The sequence below is a fragment of the Mesorhizobium loti genome (assembly GCF_003148495.1).
Taxonomy (GTDB): domain Bacteria; phylum Pseudomonadota; class Alphaproteobacteria; order Rhizobiales; family Rhizobiaceae; genus Mesorhizobium; species Mesorhizobium loti.
Genome location: NZ_QGGH01000001.1, coordinates 122,340 through 143,662, shown reverse-complemented (window position 1 = coordinate 143,662; position 21,323 = coordinate 122,340). Strand labels below are relative to the sequence as shown.

At 63.3% G+C, this 21,323-nt stretch carries 22 protein-coding genes; 17 read left to right on the top strand and 5 right to left on the bottom strand.

The genetic code is table 11. The features are described 5' to 3' along the window. The first annotated feature begins 36 nt into the window (after positions 1-36). The 5 genes from C8D77_RS00745 to C8D77_RS00725 all read left to right on the top strand — a co-directional run bounded on the left by C8D77_RS00745 (position 37) and on the right by C8D77_RS00725 (position 6,127). The gene (locus C8D77_RS00745) at positions 37-1,035 is read left to right on the top strand and encodes an aldo/keto reductase (RefSeq protein WP_109658700.1); all 999 of its coding nucleotides are present in this window, start codon (positions 37-39) and stop codon (positions 1,033-1,035) included. Positions 1,036-1,370: 335 nt separating this feature from the next. Beyond that, positions 1,371-2,366, top strand: a complete 996-nt coding sequence (locus C8D77_RS00740) for an ABC transporter substrate-binding protein (RefSeq protein ID WP_109658699.1) — start codon at positions 1,371-1,373, stop codon at positions 2,364-2,366. 156 nt (positions 2,367-2,522) lie between these two features. Then, positions 2,523-4,076, top strand: coding sequence for a sugar ABC transporter ATP-binding protein (locus tag C8D77_RS00735; RefSeq protein ID WP_109658698.1), 1,554 nt, complete (start codon positions 2,523-2,525; stop codon positions 4,074-4,076). Then, positions 4,073-5,038, top strand: coding sequence for an ABC transporter permease (locus tag C8D77_RS00730; RefSeq protein WP_109658697.1), 966 nt, complete (start codon positions 4,073-4,075; stop codon positions 5,036-5,038). The genes C8D77_RS00735 and C8D77_RS00730 overlap by 4 nt, the downstream gene beginning before the upstream one ends. A 72-nt stretch (positions 5,039-5,110) precedes the next feature. Next, entirely contained in the window at positions 5,111-6,127 is a 1,017-nt protein-coding gene (locus C8D77_RS00725; protein ID WP_109658696.1) for a zinc-binding alcohol dehydrogenase family protein, read from the top strand. Positions 6,128-6,142: 15 nt separating this feature from the next. Here C8D77_RS00725 and phnF read toward each other — a convergent pair whose 3' ends face one another. Beyond that, the gene (gene phnF, locus C8D77_RS00720) at positions 6,143-6,892 is read right to left on the bottom strand and encodes a phosphonate metabolism transcriptional regulator PhnF (RefSeq protein WP_109658695.1); all 750 of its coding nucleotides are present in this window, start codon (positions 6,890-6,892) and stop codon (positions 6,143-6,145) included. 120 nt (positions 6,893-7,012) lie between these two features. On the opposite strand from phnF, the gene phnG reads away from it, so the two are divergent. The 3 genes from phnG to C8D77_RS00705 are packed head-to-tail and all read left to right on the top strand — an operon-like array spanning position 7,013 to position 9,196. Further along, positions 7,013-7,474, top strand: coding sequence for a phosphonate C-P lyase system protein PhnG (gene phnG / locus C8D77_RS00715; protein WP_109661117.1), 462 nt, complete (start codon positions 7,013-7,015; stop codon positions 7,472-7,474). After that, on the top strand, positions 7,474-8,085 hold the full coding sequence (gene phnH / locus C8D77_RS00710; RefSeq protein WP_109658694.1) for a phosphonate C-P lyase system protein PhnH: 612 nt from the start codon (positions 7,474-7,476) through the stop codon (positions 8,083-8,085). The genes phnG and phnH overlap by 1 nt, the downstream gene beginning before the upstream one ends. Position 8,086: 1 nt before the next feature. Next, a complete protein-coding gene (locus C8D77_RS00705) occupies positions 8,087-9,196 on the top strand; it encodes a carbon-phosphorus lyase complex subunit (protein ID WP_109658693.1) in 1,110 nt (369 codons plus the stop codon). Between the two features lie 2 nt (positions 9,197-9,198). Here the strand turns inward: C8D77_RS00705 and C8D77_RS37435 are convergent, their stop codons facing one another. Next, positions 9,199-9,408, bottom strand: a complete 210-nt coding sequence (locus C8D77_RS37435; RefSeq protein WP_164548784.1) for a hypothetical protein — start codon at positions 9,406-9,408, stop codon at positions 9,199-9,201. A gap of 65 nt (positions 9,409-9,473) precedes the next feature. Here C8D77_RS37435 and C8D77_RS00695 point away from each other — a divergent pair, with 65 nt between their 5' ends. From C8D77_RS00695 to phnE (C8D77_RS00655), 9 genes are all read left to right on the top strand, one after another. Continuing rightward, positions 9,474-10,373 carry an alpha-D-ribose 1-methylphosphonate 5-phosphate C-P-lyase PhnJ gene (locus C8D77_RS00695; RefSeq protein ID WP_109661115.1) on the top strand — a complete coding sequence of 300 codons (900 nt, stop codon included), beginning with the start codon at positions 9,474-9,476 and terminating at the stop codon, positions 10,371-10,373. After that, positions 10,370-11,146 (top strand): phosphonate C-P lyase system protein PhnK, encoded by a 777-nt coding sequence (phnK, locus tag C8D77_RS00690; RefSeq protein ID WP_109658692.1) that lies wholly within the window; start codon positions 10,370-10,372, stop codon positions 11,144-11,146. Before C8D77_RS00695 ends, phnK begins: the two co-directional genes overlap by 4 nt. Positions 11,147-11,201: 55 nt before the next feature. After that, positions 11,202-11,909, top strand: coding sequence for a phosphonate C-P lyase system protein PhnL (gene phnL / locus C8D77_RS00685; protein WP_109658691.1), 708 nt, complete (start codon positions 11,202-11,204; stop codon positions 11,907-11,909). After that, the gene (locus tag C8D77_RS00680) at positions 11,906-12,523 is read left to right on the top strand and encodes a DapH/DapD/GlmU-related protein (protein WP_109658690.1); all 618 of its coding nucleotides are present in this window, start codon (positions 11,906-11,908) and stop codon (positions 12,521-12,523) included. Before phnL ends, C8D77_RS00680 begins: the two co-directional genes overlap by 4 nt. Before the next feature lie 103 nt (positions 12,524-12,626). Then, complete coding sequence (locus tag C8D77_RS00675) at positions 12,627-13,343, top strand: DUF1868 domain-containing protein (RefSeq protein ID WP_109658689.1); 717 nt, start codon at positions 12,627-12,629, stop codon at positions 13,341-13,343. A 109-nt stretch (positions 13,344-13,452) separates the two neighbouring features. Continuing rightward, entirely contained in the window at positions 13,453-14,310 is an 858-nt protein-coding gene (gene phnC, locus C8D77_RS00670) for a phosphonate ABC transporter ATP-binding protein (protein WP_109658688.1), read from the top strand. Positions 14,311-14,402: 92 nt separating this feature from the next. Beyond that, a complete protein-coding gene (phnD, locus tag C8D77_RS00665; RefSeq protein ID WP_109658687.1) occupies positions 14,403-15,311 on the top strand; it encodes a phosphonate ABC transporter substrate-binding protein in 909 nt (302 codons plus the stop codon). A gap of 55 nt (positions 15,312-15,366) precedes the next feature. Next, entirely contained in the window at positions 15,367-16,323 is a 957-nt protein-coding gene (phnE, locus tag C8D77_RS00660) for a phosphonate ABC transporter, permease protein PhnE (RefSeq protein WP_109658686.1), read from the top strand. 2 nt (positions 16,324-16,325) lie between these two features. Continuing rightward, positions 16,326-17,693 (top strand): phosphonate ABC transporter, permease protein PhnE, encoded by a 1,368-nt coding sequence (gene phnE / locus C8D77_RS00655; RefSeq protein WP_109658685.1) that lies wholly within the window; start codon positions 16,326-16,328, stop codon positions 17,691-17,693. Between the two features lie 93 nt (positions 17,694-17,786). Here the strand turns inward: phnE (C8D77_RS00655) and C8D77_RS00650 are convergent, their stop codons facing one another. The 3 genes from C8D77_RS00650 to C8D77_RS00640 form a co-directional block, all read right to left on the bottom strand. Next, on the bottom strand, positions 17,787-18,638 hold the full coding sequence (locus C8D77_RS00650) for a sugar phosphate isomerase/epimerase family protein (protein WP_109658684.1): 852 nt from the start codon (positions 18,636-18,638) through the stop codon (positions 17,787-17,789). A gap of 175 nt (positions 18,639-18,813) precedes the next feature. Next, positions 18,814-20,001 carry a Gfo/Idh/MocA family protein gene (locus C8D77_RS00645; RefSeq protein ID WP_109661113.1) on the bottom strand — a complete coding sequence of 396 codons (1,188 nt, stop codon included), beginning with the start codon at positions 19,999-20,001 and terminating at the stop codon, positions 18,814-18,816. Between the two features lie 157 nt (positions 20,002-20,158). Continuing rightward, positions 20,159-21,214: a sugar phosphate isomerase/epimerase family protein gene (locus C8D77_RS00640; RefSeq protein WP_109661111.1), complete on the bottom strand. Its 1,056-nt coding sequence runs from the start codon at positions 21,212-21,214 to the stop codon at positions 20,159-20,161. Positions 21,215-21,323: the final 109 nt, after the last annotated feature.

Genomic DNA, 21,323 nt, shown 5'->3' with positions numbered 1-21,323 from the left:
CGAGCCGAACAGCGGACGGCAACGGGGAGGCTTTGCATGGAAAAACGCCGCATTGGCAGGACGGCGCTCGAGGTCACCGAGGTCAGCTTCGGCGGTGCCGCGATCGGCGGTCTCTACCGCGCTTGTTCGCGTGAAGCGGCGATGGAGGCGCTGCAGGGCGCCTGGGAAGCCGGCCTGCGCTATTTCGACACCGCACCCTTCTACGGTTTCGGTCTGTCGGAGCGCCGCTTCGGCGACTTCCTGCGCTACAAACCGCGCGATTCCTACGTGCTGTCCACCAAGGTCGGCCGCCTGTTCCGCCCGGTGCCGGAAGATCAGGTTCCCGATCACTCCTATGTCGATCCGCTGCCCTTCGCGCTCGACTACGACTACTCCTATGACGGCATCATGCGATCGGTCGAGTTCAGCTATGCGCGGCTTGGTCTAAACAAGATCGACATCCTGTTTGTCCACGACATTGGCGTCTACACACATGGTGTCGAGAAGACCAAGCTGCACTTTCGCGAGCTGATGGATGGCGGCCTCAAGGCGCTCGAAGAGTTGAAACGGTCCGGCGTCATTTCCGCTTATGGGCTCGGCGTCAACGAGGTGCAGATCTGTCTCGACGTGATGCGCCAGGCGCCGCTCGACTGCATTCTGCTCGCCAGCCGCTATTCCCTGCTCGACCGCAGCGCCGAAGCGGAGTTGCTGCCGCTCTGCCGGGCGCAACAGACGTCCTTGGTCATCGGCGGCGTCTTCAACTCCGGCATCCTGGCGACCGGGCCCGTGCAAGGCGCGCATTTCGATTACCGCCCTGCCAGCCATGACGTGCTCGACCGCGTCGGTGCGATGGAACGGATCGCCGCCGAGGGCGGCTATCCGCTGGCCGCGGCTGCGTTCCAGTTCCCCTTGCATGAACCCGCGGTCGCCACCGTGCTGACCGGCACCGCCAAGCTGGCAAACCTGACGCGCAACCTCGAACTGCTCGACATCGACGTGCCGGAGACGGAATACGCCAAATATCGCCCCTATACGCTGGTGCAGGAGCTGGCGTGAAACGCGTATCCACCCGCAGTGAACGGTGACCCGGGCTTCACATTCTTGCGATCCCATAAAAGAATGAACATTCCATATTGACGAATATGTGGAATTAATATTCCATATATTCGCGAAACGGAAACGGGAGTGTTTGACAGCGGCAAGGGAGGAGCAGCGCGGTGGATCTGCCTCTGCCAGGCCTCGCGAGGACTGGTCAAACATCGCTTGCATCGGCTGGATCGATGCACTATCAAAACATGGCAACTGTTTTTTATTGATAAAGTTCTGTTTGGGCCACGCCTATCCGGACGGAGCTTCCGTAACGTTCACCGGGCGACTTAGGGAGGAACCTCATGAAATTCGTGACCAGCATTCTCAACCGCCGCGCCGTCATGGCGCTGGCAGCAGCTTCAATGCTCGCCGGCGTCATGCACTCAGCACCGGTTTCGGCGGCGGACGTGACCATTCCGATCATCGTCAAGGACACCACATCCTTCTACTGGCAGATCGTTCTGGCCGGTGCCCGCAAGGCCGGCAAGGATCTCGGCGTCAACGTGCCGGAACTCGGTGCCCAGGCCGAGACCGACGTCAACGGCCAGGTCTCGATCCTCGAGAACGCCGTTGCCAGCAACCCGGCGGCGATCGTCATTGCGCCCACCGAGTTCAAGGCGCTTGGCAAGCCGATCGATGAAGCCGCTGCCAAGGTCAAGGTTATCGGCATCGACTCCGGCGCCGACTCCAAGGCCTTCACCTCGTTCCTGACCACCGACAATGTGCAGGGCGGCCGCGTCGCCGCCGACGGCCTCGCAGCCGCCATCGGCGCCGCCAACGGCGGCAAGATCGAGGGCGACGTCGCCCTGATCACCAACGCACCGGGCGCCGGCTCGCTCGAACAGCGCAAGCAGGGCTTCACCGAACAGCTCAAGGCCAAATATCCGGGCCTCAAGCTGGTCGCCGACAAATATGCCGACGGCCAGGCCACCACCGGCCTCAACATCGCCACCGACCTGATCACCGCCAACCCGAACCTCAAGGGCATCTTCGCCTCCAACCTGATCATGGCGCAGGGCGTCGGTCAGGCTGTCGCCGAAAACAACCTTGGCGGCAAGCTGGCGCTGGTCGGTTTCGACAGCGACGAGAAGCTGATCAAGTTCCTCAATGACGGCGTCATTTCCGCCCTCGTTGTCCAGGATCCGTACCGGATGGGCTATGACGGCATCAAGACGGCGCTCGCCGCCTCGAAGGGCGAGAAGGTCGAGGCCAATGTCGACACCGGCGCCAATCTGGTGACTAAGGCCAACATGAAAGACCCCAAGATCGACGCGCTGCTCAACCCGAAGCTCAAGTAAGCATCGGCACGAAAACTGTTTCCGGGGCCTCGCGCCCCGGAAACATCAGCTTCGGCACAAACGGCTTGGCAATCCGCTGCCTTGGGCTAGGCTGCAAATGAGGTGTGTCACAGCCCCGCCGCCTGCCAACCGTGAGACCAATCTGGGAGGATTGTCATGACGTCGACAGCGCAGGACCTGCATCCGGCACCCGTGCTGGAACCGGGGCGGACCATCCTCGAATTGCGCGGGCTGGAGAAGCGCTATCCCGGCACCCACGCGCTGAAGCCGGTCAATCTTGCTTTCAAATCCGGCGAAATCCACGCCATCGTCGGCGAGAACGGCGCCGGCAAATCCACCCTCATCAAGCTTTTGACCGGCGTCATGCCGCGCACCTCCGGAGAGGTCATCTGGGAAGGCCAGCCGGCAGCGCTCGCGACGCCGCATGAGGCGATGGCGCTCGGCATCAACGCCGTGCACCAGGAGGTCGTGCTGTGCCGTCACCTGACGGTCGCCGCCAACATGTTCCTCGGCGAGGAGAATTCGCGCTTCGGCATCCTGCAGCAGCGCGCCATGGTCAAGGAAGCCCAGAAGATCATCGACGATCTCGGCTTCGACCTGCCGGCGCATGTCACGCTGGGCGACCTCACCATCGGCCAGCAGCAGTTGATTGCAGCGGCCCGCGCCACCGTGCGCGGCACCAAGTTCCTGATCTTCGACGAGCCGACCGCCTACCTCACCCGCAAGGAGGCCGACCAGCTCTTCACCCTGATCCGCCGGCTGAAGGGCGAAGGCGTGACGATCATCTACATCAGTCACCGCATGGAGGAGGTGTTCGAACTGGCCGACCGTGTTTCCGTGCTGCGCGACGGCACGCTGGTCGGCACCCGCAACATCGCCGAGACCAACGATGCCGAGCTGGTCAAGATGATGATCAACCGCTCGATCGAGCAGGTCTACCACAAGGAGCATTTCACGCCGGGTGCCGCGATCATCGAGGCAAGAAACCTGTCTGGCAAGGGCTTCGAAAATGTCTCGATGACGGTTCGCGCCGGCGAGATCGTCGGCCTCTATGGCCTGATCGGCGCCGGGCGCAGTGAGTTCGTCACCACGCTTTACGGCCGCCACCGCAAGTCCGCCGGCCAGATCCTCTGGGAAGGCAAGGATGTCCAGGTCAATTCAGAGCATGACGCGATCAAGCTCGGCATGGCGCTGGCGCCGGAAAGCCGCCGCGACCAGGGCCTTTGCCTCAACCTGCCGGTCGGCCTCAACCTCAACCTGCCGATCTACAAGCGGATTTCGAAAAATCTGCTGATTTCGAGCGCGCAGGAGAAGACGCAGGCCGATCGCCAGATTGCCGATCTGCGCATCAAGACGCCGACGCGCGGCGCGCTGGCGTCCAGCCTGTCTGGCGGCAACCAGCAGAAGATCGTCATCGGCAAATGGCTGGCGCATGGTGCCAAGCTGTTCATCTTCGACGAGCCGACGGTCGGTGTCGATGTCGGCACCAAGGCCGAGATCTACCGTCTGTTCGGCGCGCTGTTGTCAAAAGGCGCCGGCATCATCCTGATCTCGTCCTATCTGCCGGAAGTCTATGAACTCGCCGACACGCTGCATGTGTTCCGGCGCGGCAAACTGGTGGCGACGCACGGTTTCCGCGCCGCCAGCCACGAGGACATTCTCACGCAGGCGCTCGCCGAGAAACAAGAAAAGCTGGGAGGACAGATATGAGCACCGAGGCGATTGCTGTCGAAAAACCGAAGCGCAACTACAACGTCCTGTTTGGGCTGACGCTTTTGGCGCTGCTGGTTCTGCTCTGGATCCTCCTCTCCGTGGCGACAACAAGCTTCGCCTCGGCCAACAACATAGCCAATCTTTTGCGCCAGGGCTCCATGATCGCCATCATGGCGGTCGGCCAGACCTTCGTCATCATCACTGGCGGCATCGATCTCTCGGTCGGCGCCGTGGTCGGCTTCGCCACCGTCGTTGTCGCCATGATGATCAATGCCGGTTTCCCCATCTGGCTTGCCATTCTGGTGACGCTGCTGGTCGGTGTTGCCATCGGCATGTTCCACGGCTTCGGCATCGTCAAGATGGGCCTGCCGCCCTTCATCATCACGCTGGCGACGCTGACCTCGCTGCGCGGTATCGGCCTTTTGATGACCAACGGCAATTCGATCAACATCAACAGCGACACCTTCACCGCGTTCTCGCGCAATTCCTTTATCGGCATCCCCAATTTGTTCTGGATGGTGATCCTGGTCGGCATTCCGGCCTATGTCTTCCTGCATCACAGCCGCTGGGGCCGGTATCTGTTTTCGGTCGGCTCCAACGCCGAGGCGTCGCGCCTGTCCGGCGTCAACGTCCAGCGCACCATCTACATGGCCTACACGCTGTCGGGCCTGTGCGCGGCCTTCGTCGGCGTGTTGCTGGCCGCTCGCATCGGCATCGGCAATCCGACCCAGGCCGAGGGCTGGGAGTTGCAGGCGATCGCCTCGTCGGTCATCGGCGGCACCTCGCTGTTCGGCGCCGTCGGCTCGGTGCACGGACCGTTGCTTGGCGCCTTCATCCTGGCCACCATCAATAACGGCGCCAATCTGCTCAACGTCAACTCGTTCTGGCAGCGCATCATCACCGGCGCGCTGATCATCATCATCGTCTACTTCGACGGGCTGCGCCGCCGCGGCAAGTGAATCGTCCCTGAACCGATGCGCCGGTCCGCTCAAACAACAGGCCGGCGCCCTTTTTGAACACTGGAATCGCGCATGAAAGCCGTCGTCTGCCGCTCGCCCGGCGACCTTGTCCTGGAAGACCACCCCGCGCCCGCTGCACCGCCTGCCAGCTGGGCACTGGTGGCGGTCAGCCATGTCGGGATCTGCGGCACCGACTACCACATCTTCGAGGGCAAGCACCCGTTCCTCGCCTATCCCCGCATCATGGGCCATGAAGTATCGGGTACCGTGGTGGAGACCGGCGAAGGTGTCGAACTGGCCGTTGGCGAGCCGGTCGTCATCAACCCCTATCTTTCCTGCGGAAAATGCATCGCCTGCCGGCACGGCAAGCCGAATTGCTGCGTCAGGATCGAGGTGCTTGGCGTGCATCGCGACGGCGCCATGTGCGAACGCATCCTGGTGCCGGCGCAAAATCTCTATCCGGCAAACGGCCTGTCTCTGGCCGACGCCGCCGCCGTCGAGTTCCTGGCGATTGGTGCGCATGCCGTGCGGCGCTCATGTGCCGAGCCCGGCGCCCGCACGCTGGTCATCGGCGCCGGCCCGATCGGACTCGGCACCGCCATCTTCGCCCGCATCGCCAGGCTCGACGTGACGCTGCTCGACATGAGTAGTGAAAGGCTTGCCTTCGCCGCGAACGAGCTTGGTTTCCAGACCCTCGACGGCTCGCGCGGCGCGGCGCCCGATCTGATCAGGGAGGCGACATCAGGCGAGGGCTTCGATGTGGTCTTCGACGCCACCGGCAACACCCAGTCGGTACAGTCGGCCTTTGCCCATGTCGCGCATGGCGGAACGCTGGTGCTGGTCTCCGTCGTCAAGGACGACATCAGCTTTTCCGATCCGGAATTCCACAAACGCGAGATGACGCTGATCGGCAGCCGCAACGCCTTGCGCGCCGACTTCGACCACGTCGCCGCCTCGATCCGCAACGGCGCCGTGCCGCTGGCCAAGCTCGTCACCCACCGAACATCGCTTGCCGAAACGCCGTCCGATCTCGCTCGCTGGGCACACGAAAAATCCGGCCTGATCAAGGCTGTGATCGAGGTCGGATAGGCTACCGGCGCCGGCTCAGAGCGCAGACAGCTTGAGCTCGACCCGCTCGGCCGGGAAGCGCGACTCGGAAAACTGGATCGGCTGGCCGTCCGGCGTGACGTTGACGGCGACCGTGACCAGCACGATGGCGCCCGGCTGCAGGTCGAGATCGGCAAGGTCCGCCGCATCGGCATGGCGCGCCGACAGCACGGTCGATTGCCTGAGATAATCGTCGATGCCGAACCGCGCCAGCGACGCGGTGATCGAGCCGGTCTCCGCCATCGCGGCATCGATGCCGGCAAAGCGCCTGGCATCGAACCAGCCGGCAGCGCGCGACACCGGCCGTCCATCGGCTTCGCCGCGCGTTTCCAGACGGATCACCTCAGCTCCCCTGGCAAGGCCAAGGCCCTCGGCGACGCGCTGGCTGGCCGGCTCGATCGACGAGGCGAGCAGGACGATATGCCGTTCCGACGTTTGCCCCTGCAAGCCCGTCGAAAACCGCGTGCGCGCGCCGATCGGATAGGACAGCCGCTTGCGCGACAGCACAAAGGTGCCGCGTCCCTGCTCGGCCCGCAGCACGCCTTCCTGCACAAGTGCTGCTATGGCGCTGCGCACCGTGTGGCGGTTGACGCCATAGCGCTCGGCCAGTGCCACCTCCGGCGGCAGAGCGGCATTTTCCGTGAAATCGCCGATGGCGATCGCCTGCAGGATCTTGTCGGCGATCTGCCGCCAAAGCGAAACGCCGCTGCGCCGCTCGATACTGTCCGCTGCCAGCCGCCCGACCATTGATTGCCCCCAGCCTTTTAGCCCTGTCATCCACCCGTCATGGACTCGCGCTAGATAATAGGTATAATTTGTATAGTTGTCTATATCAATAGACAAATTTAGGAAAGAGGAATGTTGCTGATGCGAGGACAGGAAGCCCGCGACCAGGCCGAGCGCAAGGCCGCCATGGCAACGCTGGCGCAATCCAGCGGCGATGACATCGTGCGGCTCTGGAACGAGGCCGGACTGCCTTCGGACGCTGAACTGCTGCGCGGCCCCGAGACCGGCCTGGTCACCCTGCGCGGCCGCATCGGCGGCGGCGGCGCGCCCTTCAATGTCGGTGAGGCGACCGTCACCCGCGCCACGGTCCGGCTGCCGTCCGGACAGGTCGGCCATTGCTATGCGCTTGGCCGCGACAAGCAAAAGGCAAGGCTGGCGGCCATCGCCGACGCGCTGTGGCAGGACCCTGCCCGCCGCAATGAGGTCGAGACCAATCTGATAGCGCCTCTGCGGTCGGCTCTGACCACAGCGCATGAACGCCGCCGCGCCGAGACGGCGGCAACGAAGGTGGATTTCTTCACCATGGTTCGCGGAGAAGACTGATGGACATTGCAGCGCAATCGATCGAAGGCGGTTTCGCCGATCCGGTCTTCAATGCCCAGACCGTGTTCCGAGCGGTCATGGACGCGATGGCACGGCCGGGCAGTGTACAGCCGCTGCCGGCCTTCGCTCGCCCGCCGGCGCCACTCTCGGCAAGCGCCGGCGCCATAGCGCTGGCGCTTTGCGACAACGACACGCCGCTGTGGCTCGACCCGACTTTGCAGGCCTCCTCCGCCATCAAATCCTGGCTTGGTTTCCACACCGGCGCGCCATTGGCCAACACGCCGGCCGATGCGCATTTCGCGTTGATCGCCACGCCAGCCGAGATGATGTCGCTGGACGGCTTTTCGCAGGGCACGCAGGACTATCCCGACCGCTCGACCACGCTGATCCTGCAAATCAGCGATCTCGTCTCCGGCACGCCGCTGTTGCTCGAAGGTCCCGGCATCGAAACCAGCGCCACGATCGCGCCGGCGCAGATGCCACGCCATTTCGTCGAGCAGTGGAAGCAGAATATCAAGCGTTTTCCGCGCGGCGTCGACATCATCCTCGCCACCGCTGATGGCATTGCTTGCTTGCCGCGCACGACGCGCATCAAGGCGATGGAGGCGTAAGATGTATGTTGCGGTAAAAGGTGGCGAAGCGGCCATTGCCAATGCCCACAGCCTGCTTGCCGACCGCCGGCGCGGCGACCGTTCGGTGCCGGCGCTTCGCCTCGACCAGATCGTCGAGCAGCTGGCGCTCGGCGTCGATCGGGTGATGAGCGAGGGCTCGCTCTACGACCGTGAACTGGCCGCACTCGCCATCGTCCAGGCACGCGGCGACATGATCGAGGCAATCTTCCTGGTGCGCGCCTATCGCACCACGCTGCCGCGCTTCGGCTACTCCAAGGCGATCGACACCGCCAACATGCTGGTCGAGCGGCGCGTGTCGGCGACCTATAAGGACCTGCCCGGCGGCCAGTTGCTTGGGCCCACCTTCGACTACACCCACCGGCTGCTCGATCCTGAGCTTGCTGCCGGCGGCGATGTCGCCGAGCCGCTGCAGCGCGAGACCGAGGCGCAAGCCATGCCGCGCGTCTCGGCGATCCTTGCCCGCGAAGGCCTGATCGAGCCGGACGGCGACATGCCGCAAGACCATGTCCCAGGCGACATCACCCGCGAGCCGCTGGAATTCCCGATGGCGCGCGACATCCGCCTGCAGGCGCTGTCGCGCGGCGACGAGGGTTTCCTACTGGCGCTCGGCTATTCCACCCAGCGCGGCTATGCCCGCAACCATCCCTTCGTCGGCGAGATCCGCATCGGCGAGGTCGAACTGGAACTTGACGTGCCGGAACTGCCCTTCGCGGTTCCGCTCGGCACTGTCCGCGTCACCGAATGCCAGATGGTCAACCAGTTCAAAGGGTCAGCCAAGGCACCGCCGCAGTTCACCCGCGGCTACGGCCTGGTCTTCGGCCAGAGCGAACGCAAGGCGATGGCGATGGCGCTCTGCGACCGTGCTCTTCGCGCAACCGAACTCGGCGAGGATGTCGTTGCCGCCGCCCAGGACGAGGAGTTCGTCATCTCGCATTCCGACAATGTCCAGGCGACGGGTTTTGTCGAGCATCTGAAGCTGCCGCACTATGTCGACTTCCAGGCCGAACTCGACCTCGTGCGCCGCATGCGCGCCGAATACGACGCGCGTGAAAACCCGAAGGTCGAAGAGAAGCGGGAGGCTGCGGAGTGATGCTAATGGCCGCCGCCATCAACCAAGCCGCCACCATGACCAGCGCTGTAGTGGCCATTATGCGCCTCGTTGAACCCTTTGCTGCCGGCAATGGTCTCACTGCTCGCACTTTCTTTTGGCGCGGGCAGAATCATGCGCCGAAGGAAAAAGAGAATGACGCCGGCGAACACCACCAACAGAATTCCGAGATGCATCCATCCGGTCGAGGTCATCTGAATTCGCCCCTGTTTCGGCTTCCTGGACGCCAATTCAATAGCACAATGTGGATGTGATCGCCATGACCGACATCGCCACCTACAATTTCGCCTATCTCGACGAGCAGACCAAGCGGATGATCCGCCGGGCGATCCTCAAGGGCATCGCCATTCCCGGCTACCAAGTGCCTTTTGCCTCGCGCGAAATGCCGATGCCTTATGGCTGGGGCACCGGCGGCGTCCAGGTCACAGCTTCGATCATCGGCCCGAACGACGTGCTCAAGGTCATCGACCAAGGCGCCGACGACACCACCAATGCGGTCTCGATCCGCGCCTTCTTCAAGAAGGTCGCCAATGTTGCTGTTACCACCGATACCGCCAGCGCCACCATCATCCAGACCCGCCACCGCATCCCCGAGCATCCGCTGACGGCGGGCCAGGTGCTGGTCTACCAGGTGCCGATCCCCGAGCCGCTGCGCTTCCTCGAACCGCGCGAGACCGAAACGCGCAAGATGCACGCGCTGGAGGAATACGGCCTCATGCATGTGAAGCTGTACGAGGACATCGCCAAGCACGGCCGCATCGCCACCACCTACGCCTATCCGGTCAAGGTCGAGGGCCGCTATGTGATGGACCCGTCGCCAACGCCAAAATTCGACAATCCAAAAATGCACCGCTCACCGGCGCTGCAGCTGTTCGGCGCCGGCCGCGAAAAGCGCATCTATGCAGTGCCGCCCTTCACCGAAGTGGTCAGCCTCGACTTCGAGGATCATCCGTTCGAGGTGCAGACCTTCGACCAGCCCTGCGCGCTGTGCGCGGCCGAGAACGTCTATCTCGACGAGGTCATCCTCGACGACCATGGCGGCCACATGTTCGTCTGCTCCGACACAGATCACTGCGAGAAGCGGCGGGCGGACGGGCACCGCGGCCACCTTGCACCAGAGACCCATCTTGCTTCGGAAAAAATGGAGCCGGCGCAATGACCGACGAACCGCTGCTGCGCGTCTCGGCGCTCTCCAAATTCTACGGCTCGCGCGTCGGCTGCGACAACGTCTCCTTCGAGCTGTGGCCGGGCGAAGTCCTGGCTGTCGTCGGCGAGTCCGGTTCCGGCAAGACGACGCTGCTCAACTGCCTGTCGACCCGGCTGCTGCCCAGTTCCGGCACCGCCGGCTACCGCATGCGCGACGGCCAGTTCCGCGAGCTCTACCGCATGAGCGAGGCCGAGCGCCGCTTCCTGATGCGCACCGACTGGGGCTTCGTCCATCAGAATCCGGCCGACGGCCTGCGCATGACGGTTTCGGCCGGCGCCAATGTCGGCGAGCGGCTGATGGCGGTCGGCGACCGTCACTACGGCAGGATCCGCGCCACCGCCGTCGACTGGCTGTCACGCGTCGAGATCGACGAGGACCGCATCGATGACGAGCCGCGCGCCTTTTCCGGCGGCATGCGCCAGCGCCTGCAAATCGCCCGCAATCTCGTCACCGGCCCACGGCTGGTGTTCATGGATGAGCCGACAGGCGGCCTAGACGTCTCGGTCCAGGCGCGCCTGCTCGACCTGCTGCGCGGTCTGGTCACCGATCTTGGTCTCGCGGCCATCGTCGTCACCCACGACCTTGCCGTGGCGCGGCTTCTGTCGCAGCGCATGATGGTGATGAAGGACGGTCGCGTCGTCGAAAGCGGTCTCACCGACCGCGTGCTTGACGACCCGCGCGCGCCTTACACGCAATTGCTTGTTTCCTCGATTCTGCAGGTTTGACGATGATTGCTCCGGCGCATAGCCCGCAAACGAATGACTATTGGAGAACCTTGTGATGCCAACCCCACTCGTTGTCTCCGACGTCGCCAAGAGCTTCACCATGCATCTGCGCGACGGCATCAAACTGCCTGTTATCGCTGGTGTCTCGTTCTCGATCAAGGCCGGCGAATGCACCGTGCTCGGCGGCCCCTCCGGTGCCGGCAAGAGCTCGATTCTGAAGATGCTCTACGGCAACTACGCCGTCGACGAAGGCCAGATCATCGTCATGCACGATGACGGGCTGATCGACCTCGCCACCGCCAGCCCGCGCACCGTGCTGGCCATACGCCGGCAAACGATCGGCTATGTCAGCCAGTTCCTGCGCACCGTGCCGCGCGTTTCGGCGCTGGATGTCGTCGCCGAACCGCTGGTCGAGCGCGGCGAGGACCGCGAAATAGCTAGAGGCAAGGCGCGCGCCTTGCTGGCGCAGCTCAACCTGCCGGAGAAACTCTGGGCATTGCCGCCTGCGACCTTCTCCGGCGGCGAGCAGCAGCGCGTCAACATCGCACGCGGCTTCATCACCGAGCACCCGATCCTGCTGCTTGACGAACCGACCGCCTCGCTCGACGCCAGGAACCGCGATGTCGTGATCGAACTCATCGCCGCCAAGAAGGCGGCTGATGTCGCCCTGCTCGGCATCTTCCATGACCACGACGTGCGCAAGGCGGTTGCCGACCGCGTCATCGACGTCACCGCTTTCGCTCCCGGAAAAATCGCCGCATGACGAGGAAATTGTCTGAGACGCCGCTGGTCCATCCGACGGCGGACGTGCAGAATTCGACGCTCGGTCGCTGGACCGAGATCGCCGACCGCAGCCGGGTGTCGGAAAGCGAGCTCGGCGACTATTCCTACATGATGCAGGATTGCGCCGTCTGGTGCGCCACGATCGGCAAGTTTTCCAACATTGCAGCAAGCGTGCGCATCAACGCCACCAATCATCCGACCTGGCGGCCGACGCTGCACCATTTCACCTATCGCGCCTCGGATTATTGGGACGACGCAGAGCACGAGAGCGAGTTCTTCGCCCAGCGCCGCGCCAGGCGGGTCACCGTCGGCCATGACACGTGGCTCGGTCACGGCTCGACCATCCTGCCCGGCGTCACCGTCGGCGATGGCGCCGCGGTCGGCGCCGGTGCTGTCGTGTCGAAGGATGTCGCCCCCTACACCATCGTCGGCGGCGTGCCGGCAAAACCGATCCGCGAGCGCTTCGATCGCCGCACGGCCGAGCGCTATCAGGCGCTTGCCTGGTGGGACTGGGACCATGCAAGGCTGCGCGCCTCGCTCGATGATTTCCGAGAACTGTCGGCCGAGGCTTTCCTGGAGAAATACGGCGGATAGAGCAATGCCAGGAAAAGGTGATCACATCATCGTCATGGGCGAGCCTGTTTCATATCCCTGACACATCGCCCGGGCAGGACGCGGCCTTTCGCTGGAGATCGCAATGTCCGTTTCCGTCAGACCCTCGCTCGCCGCATTCTTTGCCGGCTCAAATCCGAAGCCGCCGGTTCATCTTGGCACGCGCTACGACACGTCAGGCAATTTCCTGATCGAGCCCGGCAACACGGTCGTCAGTCATCTCGTCAGCGGTTCACCGTCAGAGGCTGTGGTGCTTGCGGTGCGCGACCGCATGCTGGCGATGCAAGACGCCGACCGGCTCGCCTTCACGCCCGTCTCCAGCCTGCACATGACGCTGTTCCAGGGCATCATCGAATATCGCCGCCGGCTTCCTTACTGGCCGCAGGACGTGCCGCTCGACACCAGCATCGACGCCATGACCCGCCTCTATCTGGAGCGCCTGAGGGGTTTCCAGGGCTTCGGCCCGTTCAACATCAAGGTGGTCGAAGTTCTGCCGACCGGCCTCACCGTTGCCGGCGCGACGGACGACGATTCGCGCATCATGCGTCAATGGCGCGACGCACTGGCCGTGCCGTTCGGTTACCGGCATCCCGATCACGACGCTTACGTCTTCCACATCACCTTCGCCTATCAGATCCAGCGTCTTGCGGACGATCGGGCCGCCGCATGGCAGGACCTGTTCGACGATTGCCTGGCACTTTTCGAGCAGCAGGCCCCGGTGATCGAAATCAAGGCGCCCGCCTTCTGCAGCTTCAGGGACATGGAGCACTTCGAGGAACTGCTGGTCCTGGGCCGGCCGTAACTCCACCTGTGGAGCGTAACAAAACTGACATCATCGCGACACGGCAGGTTCATGTGGCTGCGTTAGGCGAGAGCCTGACGATCAATGGTCCGGACTGGAACCTGCCCCCATGCCAGCAACCTCTGCCACGCTCGAAATTCGCGGTGTCACCCGACGATTTGGCAAGAACACTGCCGTCAACGACATTAACATCGCGATCCCGCAGGGTCAGATGGTCGGCATTATCGGCCGTTCCGGCGCCGGCAAATCAACCCTTCTTCGCATGATCAACCGTCTCATCGATCCCAGCCAGGGGTCGATTTTTTTTGACGGCGCCGAGGTCTCCCAGTTGCGCGGCTCGCCGCTGCGGCGCTGGCAGCGTGACTGCGCCATGATCTTCCAGCAGTTCAACCTGGTGCCACGCCTCGACGTGCTGACCAATGTGCTGCTCGGCAAGCTGAACCACCGTTCGACCATCACCAACCTGTTCGGCATGTTCTCTCGCGCCGAATGCGCCGAGGCGGTCGCGGCGCTTGAGCGGCTCGACATCGCCCGCACCGCGCTGCAGCCCGCAGGCACCTTGTCGGGCGGCCAGCAGCAGCGCGTCGCCATTGCCCGCGCCATGATGCAGCAGCCCAGAGTGATCCTCGCCGACGAGCCGATCGCGTCGCTCGACCCGCTCAACGCCAAGGTGGTGATGGATTCGCTGCAGGACATCAATTTGCGTGAAGGCATCACCGTCGTCACCAATCTGCACACGCTGGATACCGCCCGCACCTATTGCAACCGCATCATCGGCATGGCCGCCGGCAAGGTCGTCTTCGATGGCCCGCCTGAAGAGCTCAATCGCGAGGCCGTGCGTCTCGTCTATGGCGCCGATAGCAATGGCCAGGAAATCTCCGAGGCCATCACCTCGACCAGCGTTGCCTTTAGCCGAAAGATCGCCGCATCCGCCGGACCGCTCGAGCCCGCATTTCCGGGATACTGAGAGCGGCCTGGATCGCCAGCCCGCGTCAAGGGCACCTGTCAAAATCAATAACGCTGCCGGCGCGGGGCCGGAACCTACAGGAGAGATAACAGATGTTCAGGAAGATGGTTTTCAGCGCCGTTTCGGTGCTCGCCATGGCGACCAGCATGGCCCACGCTGCCGATATGAAGGAATTTCGCGTCGGCATTCTCGGCGGCGAAAACGAAACCGACCGGTTGCGCAACTACCAGTGCCTCGCCGACCATTTGAAGACCGAATTCGGCTTCGAAAAGGTCTCGCTGTTCCCCGCCGCCGACTATGACGGCGTCATCCAGGGCCTGCTTGGCGGCACGCTCGACTTCGCCGAACTCGGCGCTTCCGGCTACGCCAGCGTCGTTCTCAAGGACCCGAAGGCAGTCACCCCGATCCTCACCACCCAGCAGACCGACGGCGCCACCGGCTACTATTCGATCGGCCTGGCGCTGAAATCCTCCGGCATCACCGACATCAAGTCGGCCAAGGGCAAGAAGCTCGGCTACGCCGATCCGGATTCGACCTCCGGCTACCTGATCCCGCTGACCCAGATCCCGAAGGACACCGGCGCTTCGAACGAAAAGTTCTTCGCCTCGACCCAGTTCAACGGCGGCCACGAGAACAACGTTCTGGCCGTGCGTGACGGCAAGGTCGACGTGGCGGTGGACGATTCCTCCGGCATCGGCGACTTCAAGGACGGCTACTCCTCCGGCACTTTCCACAAGGAAGTCGCCAAGGGCGCCGTCGACCCCAACGACTTCGTCGAAGTCTGGCGCTCGGGCCTGATCCCGAACGGCCCGCTGGTCGTGCGCACCGCGCTCGGCGACGAGATGACCGCCAAGCTCGCCAACTTCTTCACGCAGCTGCCGAAGAAGGACAAGGCCTGCTTCGAAGGCGTCGAAGGCGGCGATTTTACCGGCTACGTTCCGGTGAAGCCGGACTTCTACAACGTCATCGTTGAAGCCCGTAAGGCAGCCATCGGCGGCTAACGGCGAAATCAGGAAGGGCGGTGTTCAAGACACCGCCCTTTTTGCATCTCCGATCATGACCCTTTCCGTGACAGCCCCTTCCGACGCCACTCACCAGATGGCCGACGCCTGGCGTCGCCAGACGTCCTTGCGCCGGCTCTACACCGCCATCGGCGTCGGCCTGCTCATTGTCGCGCTCGGCAGCACCATGTGGTTCGCCGACGAGGCCAATGCCGGGCATTTCTTCGACCGCCTGCCGCATTTGCTGGATTTCCTGAGCTGGCTCGTCCCCAAGGACTGGAACGATGTCTGGCGGGCGATGTTCGACATCGCTTCCCCGCATGACACCGGTACCCAGGAATTCAACTTTCCGCTTGGCCGCGCCTATGTCTGGGGCAGCTTCTACGTCCCTGAATATTTCGAATTGATGCTGACCACGCTCAACGTGGCGCTGGTTTCGACCTTCATCGGCTTCGTCTTCGCCGTGCCGTTCTCCTTCATCGCGGCGCGCAACCTGACGCCGCATCCGGTGCTGCGGCTGATCGTCAAGCGCTTCATGGAACTGCTGCGCGCCTTTCCCGAGATCGTCATTGCCGGCCTGTTCGCGGCCATCGTCTCGATCGGTCCGATCGCCGCCATCATCGCCATCGGCCTGCATTCGATCGGCGCGCTGGGCAAGTTGTTCTACGAGATCAACGAAAACATCGACATGCGCGCCGAGGAAGGCCTGAGGGCGGTCGGCGCCAACTGGTTCGAACGGGTACGCTTTGCCGGTCTGCCGCAGGTGCTGCCCAACTTCATGTCCTACACGCTGCTGCGGATCGAGATCAACGTGCGCGTCTCCACCATCATGGGCGCGGTCGGCGGCGGTGGCATCGGCGAGGAGCTGAAGCTGTCCATCTCGCGCGGCTTCGGCGCCAAGACGATAGCTCTCGTGCTGCTCCTGTTCACGACGATCTTCATCGTCGACCAGTTCTCCGCCTGGCTACGCCGCAAGCTGGTCGGCGAGCAGGCCTTTATGATGAGCGCCTAACCATGGCCACCATGACCGCCGATCAAATCCAGTCGATCGAGGAGCGCTTCCCGCAGGTGTTCCAGCGTCCGTTCCACAAGCGCTTCGGGCCGCTGCTGCTGCTTGGCGGCATCTTTCTCTACCTGCTCTACGCGCTGTGGTTCTTCAACCTGCCGCAGGTCATGCGGGAATCGCACTGGGAGCGCCTGCCGCTGTTTCTAACCCAGTGGATCAGCTACGATGTGCAGCCGATCTTCCGCCTCGACGAGCCGCAGATTACCGCCAAGTACCCGCGCTTCTCGGTGCTCGGCCCGGATCCCAATCCGGACTGGGTCAAGACCAATGCCGATGGTTCGGTGACGATCCTGATCGACGGCACCGCCAAGTCGATCACCTTCAACAAGACGCAAGCGACGATCATTGCCAACGGTGAAACCGTTGCGGTCGCACTTGGCACAGGCAAACCGCTGATCTCCGGACCGGTTCCCGGCTGGATCACCGCGCATGAGGACGAGGTCGTCGCCGACATGGGCTTTGCCGGCGAGGCCCGCGTCGCCGTTGACCGCGTCAGGCTCCGCAAGCGTTTTCTCGGCTGGGCAAACTTCGTCTTCGACACGCGCTCGCCTTTCTTCGGCAAATCGGCAAGCGAAGTGGCCTCGCTGATCGTCTCCGGACCCGAACTGAAACCGGGCACGTCCAATCTGGCGCTGGCCGGCGACAACATCTGGAACAATGCCCAGTGGCAGCACGGCGATGTCTGGACGAAACTCCTGCAGACCATCGTCATGGCCTTTCTCGGTACCATGCTGGGCGGCATCGTCGCCTTCCCGCTCGCCTTCTTCGCCGCCCGCAACATCACGCCCAGCCGGCTGGTCAACCAGGTGCTCAAGCGCTTCTTCGACTTCATGCGTTCCATCGACATGCTGATCTGGGCGCTGTTCTTCACCCGCGCCTTCGGGCCCGGCCCGCTCGCGGGCAGTGCAGCCATCTTCTTCACCGAGATCGGCACGCTCGGCAAAGTCTATTCGGAAGGCCTCGAAAACATCGACGACAAGCCACGCGAGGGCATCAAGTCGACCGGTGCCAACGGCTTGCTGGTGCAGCGCTACGGCGTGATGCCGGAAGTCATCCCCATATTCATCAGCCAGACGCTCTACCAGTGGGAATCCAACACCCGCGGCGCCACCATCATCGGCGCCGTCGGCGCCGGCGGCATCGGCCTCAAGTTGTGGGAGGCGATGCGCACCAATTCCAACTGGGCCAACGTCTTCTACATGGTGCTGCTGATCCTGCTCGTCGTCTTCATTTTCGACAACATTTCCAATTTCCTGCGCCGCCGGCTGAGCCGGACCATCCACGATTACAACAGGATCCAGGCCGAGCAGGGGTAGGCGCCTCGGCGCCATGATTGCCGGCAGCCCACCGCTCACTTCGTCATCCACGGGTCTCCGCGTCCGCTTCGCCCGTGATGACGAAGTGAGCGCTTAAGCCGCTCGTTTCCACCCGTTCCTGATATGCTCATACCCCTCGCGATAAACCGCTTCCGGGCTCTCCGAAAAATCGCGCCACACCTTGGTCGCCGCCGCTAAATCCTTGAGCGAACGCCCGAACGCCTCGATCGTCAGCCAGTCGTCATAGCCGCTCTTGCGGATGGCCGAGAATGTCTCCTTCCATGGAATGTTGCCGCGCCCGGGCACGCCGCGATCATTCTCGGAGATGTGGATATGCACGACATTCCGGCGGTGTTTTGTGTAGGCGCCGATCGGGTCGGCCTCCTCGATATTGGCGTGGAAGGTATCGTACATCGCCTTGATGTGCGGCCGGTCGATGGCGTCAATATGCTCCGACAGATCCGCCATCGTGTTGAGGAGATAGCATTCGAAGCGGTTGAGCGCCTCAAGCCCGATGGTGACGTTCCTCTTTCCGGCATGATCGCCGATGGCGCGTTGCGAGGCGACCGAGCGCTTTTTCTCGACGGCCGTCGGCCCAGCGCCGGAAAAGGCGCCGAGCGTCGAATGCAGCGGGCCGCTCAGCCTGCTGGCGCCGAGCGCATTGGCGCAGTCGATAGCCCATTTCATGTAGTCGACACCGGCCTTGCGCATTGCCGCATCGGCCGCGATCAGGTTCATCGCCGGATCGCCCATGGCCGAAACCGCGGTCCGCTCCAGCCCGATGCGGTCGAGCAGCTCGCCGAGCTTTTTGTAGTCGTCCGGCGTGCCGGCGAAGATTGGTATCTCGACGCCATCGAAGCCGGTCGCCTTGATATCGCGCAGCAACGGCTCGTGTTTCTTCGACACGGCCGTCGTCCACAAGAACATGCACATGCCGATTTTCATCGACGCCCCTCCCAGTTCCCTGTTGATGCCCCAAGGTGTTGAGATTCAGGTCAGGCCGAGTCGAAAATGGCTGGTTCCGAGAACCGGAGCGGAGCGTACTTTTGGTACGTGAGCACCGGAAGCGCAGGAAGCTGCCATTTGCAGGCCGGCATCACCTGAATATCTGCACCCTTGGTCAGAGCTTCGTCCAGGCCCCATTCTTCTTCGACGACTTCACGCAGGCCTCGATGAAGGCCATGCCTTCGACGCCGTCGTGAATGGTCGGAAAGACGACATCCTTTGCCGGCTTGCCGCCCTTGCGACGCGCCGCGCGGATGGCCCTCGCGGCCTCCTGGTAGATGTTGGCGAAGCCTTCGAGATAGCCCTCGGGATGGCCCGACGGCACGCGGCTGACACGCCCTGCTACCGGCAGCGCGCCGGCGCCGTTGCGGGTGATCAATTGCTTGGGCTGGCCGAACGGCGTGTACCAGAGATAGTTCGGGTCGGCCTGCACCCATTCCAGCCCACCCTTCGAGCCATAGATGCGCAGCTTCAGCCCGTTCTCGTGGCCCGGCGCCACCTGGCTTGCCCAGATCATGCCTTTTGCCGGATGCGTCTTGCCCGCAGACTTGAAGCGCAGCATGACGTTGACATTGTCATCGAGCAGCCGTCCCGGCACGAAGGCGTCGAGATCGGCCGACAGGGAATCCAGCTCCAGCCCGGAGACGAAGCGGGCGAGATTATAGGCATGCGTACCGATATCGCCCAGCGCGCCGCCGGCGCCTGCCTGTTTCGGATCGCCGCGCCACGCCGCCTGTTTCTGGCCGGTGGCGGCCAAGTCCTCGGTCAGCCAGTCCTGCGGATATTCGGACTGCACGATGCGGATGTCGCCGAGCACGCCCTTGGCGACCATCTCGCGCGCCTGCCGCACCATCGGATAGGCGGTGTAGTTGTGCGTCAGCACGAACACCTTACCGGTCTTCTCGACCACGGCCGCCAGCTTTTTTGCTTCGGCGAGCGTCGTCGCCAGCGGCTTGTCGCAGATGACGTGGATGCCAGCTTCCAGGAAAGCCTTTGCCGCCGGTACATGGACATTGTTGGGCGTGACGATAGCTACCGCCTCGATGCCGTCGGGCCGCTTGGCCTCGGCCTTGGCCATCTCGGCATAGGACGCATAGCTGCGATCGGGGTCGAGCCCGAGCTCAGCGGCCGAGGCCTTTGCGCGAGCTGGGTCGGATGACAAAGCACCAGCAACCAGCACGAAGTCATTGTCCAGGCGCGCCGCGATCCGGTGCACTGCGCCGATGAAGGCGCCTTGCCCGCCGCCGACCATACCATAGCGGATCGGGCCGCCTCCCGCTTCCGACTTCGATGCGCCGACCATGTTTTTCTCCTTGCTGTTGCTCACCTCCCCCTTGAGGGGAGGGTGGCCCGAAGGGCCGGGTGGGGTCGGTTCATGCCGAGCTCTACGCCCCCGGCGACCCCACCCCGATCCGCTACGCGGATCGACCCCTCCCCTCAAGGGGGAGGGTAACACCGCGTCAGATACCCATCATGGCGCGCAGCACTTTCTTGTCCGTAGCGCCGCCGGCGAAATCGTCGAATGCCTTCTCCGTCACCCGGATGATGTGATGCTGGATGAAAGGCGCGCCCTCGGCCGCGCCATCTTCCGGATGCTTCAGGCAGCACTCCCATTCCAGCACCGCCCAGGAATCATAATTGTACTGTGTCAGCTTGGAAAAGATGCCGCCGAAATCCACCTGCCCGTCACCTAGCGAACGGAAGCGGCCGGCGCGGTTGGTCCAGCTCTGATAGCCGGAATAGACGCCTTGCCGGCCGGTCGGGTTGAACTCGGCGTCCTTGACGTGGAACGCCTTGATGCGCTCGTGATAGATGTCGATGAATTCCAGATAGTCGAGCTGCTGCAACAGGAAGTGCGACGGATCGTAGTTGATGTTGCAGCGCTTGTGGCCGCCGACCGCGTCGAGGAACATCTCGAAGGTCGCGCCATCGAACACGTCCTCGCCGGGATGGATCTCGTAGCCGACATCGACGCCATTGTCCTCATAGACGTCGAGGATCGGCTTCCAGCGCTTGCCGAGTTCGGTAAAGGCTTCCTCGATCAATCCGGCCGGCCGCTGTGGCCACGGGTAGAGGTAAGGGAAGGCTAAGGCTCCGGAAAAGCTCACCGAGGCCTTCAGGCCAAGGTTCTTCGAGGCCTTGGCGCCGAACTTCATCTGCTCGACCGCCCATTTCTGCCGCGCCTTTGGATTGTTGTGCACCGAAGCCGGCGCAAAGCCGTCGAATTGCGCGTCATAGGCCGGATGCACCGCCACCAATTGCCCCTGCAGATGCGTCGACAGTTCGGTGATCTCGACGCCGGCGTCGGCGCAGATACCCTTCACCTCGTCGCAATAGGCCTTGGAAGAGGCCGCTCTCTTGAGATCGAACAGCCGCGCGTCCCAAGTCGGGATCTGCACGCCCTTGTAACCGAGACCAGCCGCCCATTTGGTGATCGACGCCAGCGAGTTGAACGGCGCGGCATCGCCCGCGAACTGCGCCAGAAACAGTCCAGGGCCCTTCATTGTCGTCGGCATCGGCATCCTCCCTCATTGTTCTCGCGACCGAGCATAGCGCCGATTGGAAGCAGGGCCAGCCACTTTGGTCTTTTCAGATCGAGCGCATTGTGTACGCGCCATTCTGGTA

What these genes read in the sequence shown, in the direction of transcription:
- C8D77_RS00735 (WP_109658698.1), top strand. Translation starts at nt 2,523, where the DNA reads ATGACGTCGACAGCGCAGGACCTGCATCCGGCACCCGTGCTGGAACCG.
- phnD (WP_109658687.1), top strand. Translation starts at nt 14,403, where the DNA reads ATGTTCAGGAAGATGGTTTTCAGCGCCGTTTCGGTGCTCGCCATGGCG.
- C8D77_RS00650 (WP_109658684.1), bottom strand. Translation starts at nt 18,638, where the DNA reads ATGAAAATCGGCATGTGCATGTTCTTGTGGACGACGGCCGTGTCGAAG.
- phnH (WP_109658694.1), top strand. Translation starts at nt 7,474, where the DNA reads ATGGACATTGCAGCGCAATCGATCGAAGGCGGTTTCGCCGATCCGGTC.
- C8D77_RS00645 (WP_109661113.1), bottom strand. Translation starts at nt 20,001, where the DNA reads ATGGTCGGCGCATCGAAGTCGGAAGCGGGAGGCGGCCCGATCCGCTAT.
- C8D77_RS00730 (WP_109658697.1), top strand. Translation starts at nt 4,073, where the DNA reads ATGAGCACCGAGGCGATTGCTGTCGAAAAACCGAAGCGCAACTACAAC.
- phnE (WP_109658686.1), top strand. Translation starts at nt 15,367, where the DNA reads ATGACCCTTTCCGTGACAGCCCCTTCCGACGCCACTCACCAGATGGCC.
- phnE (WP_109658685.1), top strand. Translation starts at nt 16,326, where the DNA reads ATGGCCACCATGACCGCCGATCAAATCCAGTCGATCGAGGAGCGCTTC.
- C8D77_RS00725 (WP_109658696.1), top strand. Translation starts at nt 5,111, where the DNA reads ATGAAAGCCGTCGTCTGCCGCTCGCCCGGCGACCTTGTCCTGGAAGAC.
- C8D77_RS00705 (WP_109658693.1), top strand. Translation starts at nt 8,087, where the DNA reads ATGTATGTTGCGGTAAAAGGTGGCGAAGCGGCCATTGCCAATGCCCAC.
- phnF (WP_109658695.1), bottom strand. Translation starts at nt 6,892, where the DNA reads ATGGTCGGGCGGCTGGCAGCGGACAGTATCGAGCGGCGCAGCGGCGTT.
- C8D77_RS00740 (WP_109658699.1), top strand. Translation starts at nt 1,371, where the DNA reads ATGAAATTCGTGACCAGCATTCTCAACCGCCGCGCCGTCATGGCGCTG.
- C8D77_RS00745 (WP_109658700.1), top strand. Translation starts at nt 37, where the DNA reads ATGGAAAAACGCCGCATTGGCAGGACGGCGCTCGAGGTCACCGAGGTC.
- C8D77_RS37435 (WP_164548784.1), bottom strand. Translation starts at nt 9,408, where the DNA reads ATGACCTCGACCGGATGGATGCATCTCGGAATTCTGTTGGTGGTGTTC.
- C8D77_RS00680 (WP_109658690.1), top strand. Translation starts at nt 11,906, where the DNA reads ATGACGAGGAAATTGTCTGAGACGCCGCTGGTCCATCCGACGGCGGAC.
- phnL (WP_109658691.1), top strand. Translation starts at nt 11,202, where the DNA reads ATGCCAACCCCACTCGTTGTCTCCGACGTCGCCAAGAGCTTCACCATG.
- phnG (WP_109661117.1), top strand. Translation starts at nt 7,013, where the DNA reads ATGCGAGGACAGGAAGCCCGCGACCAGGCCGAGCGCAAGGCCGCCATG.
- C8D77_RS00695 (WP_109661115.1), top strand. Translation starts at nt 9,474, where the DNA reads ATGACCGACATCGCCACCTACAATTTCGCCTATCTCGACGAGCAGACC.
- C8D77_RS00675 (WP_109658689.1), top strand. Translation starts at nt 12,627, where the DNA reads ATGTCCGTTTCCGTCAGACCCTCGCTCGCCGCATTCTTTGCCGGCTCA.
- phnC (WP_109658688.1), top strand. Translation starts at nt 13,453, where the DNA reads ATGCCAGCAACCTCTGCCACGCTCGAAATTCGCGGTGTCACCCGACGA.
- C8D77_RS00640 (WP_109661111.1), bottom strand. Translation starts at nt 21,214, where the DNA reads ATGCCGACGACAATGAAGGGCCCTGGACTGTTTCTGGCGCAGTTCGCG.
- phnK (WP_109658692.1), top strand. Translation starts at nt 10,370, where the DNA reads ATGACCGACGAACCGCTGCTGCGCGTCTCGGCGCTCTCCAAATTCTAC.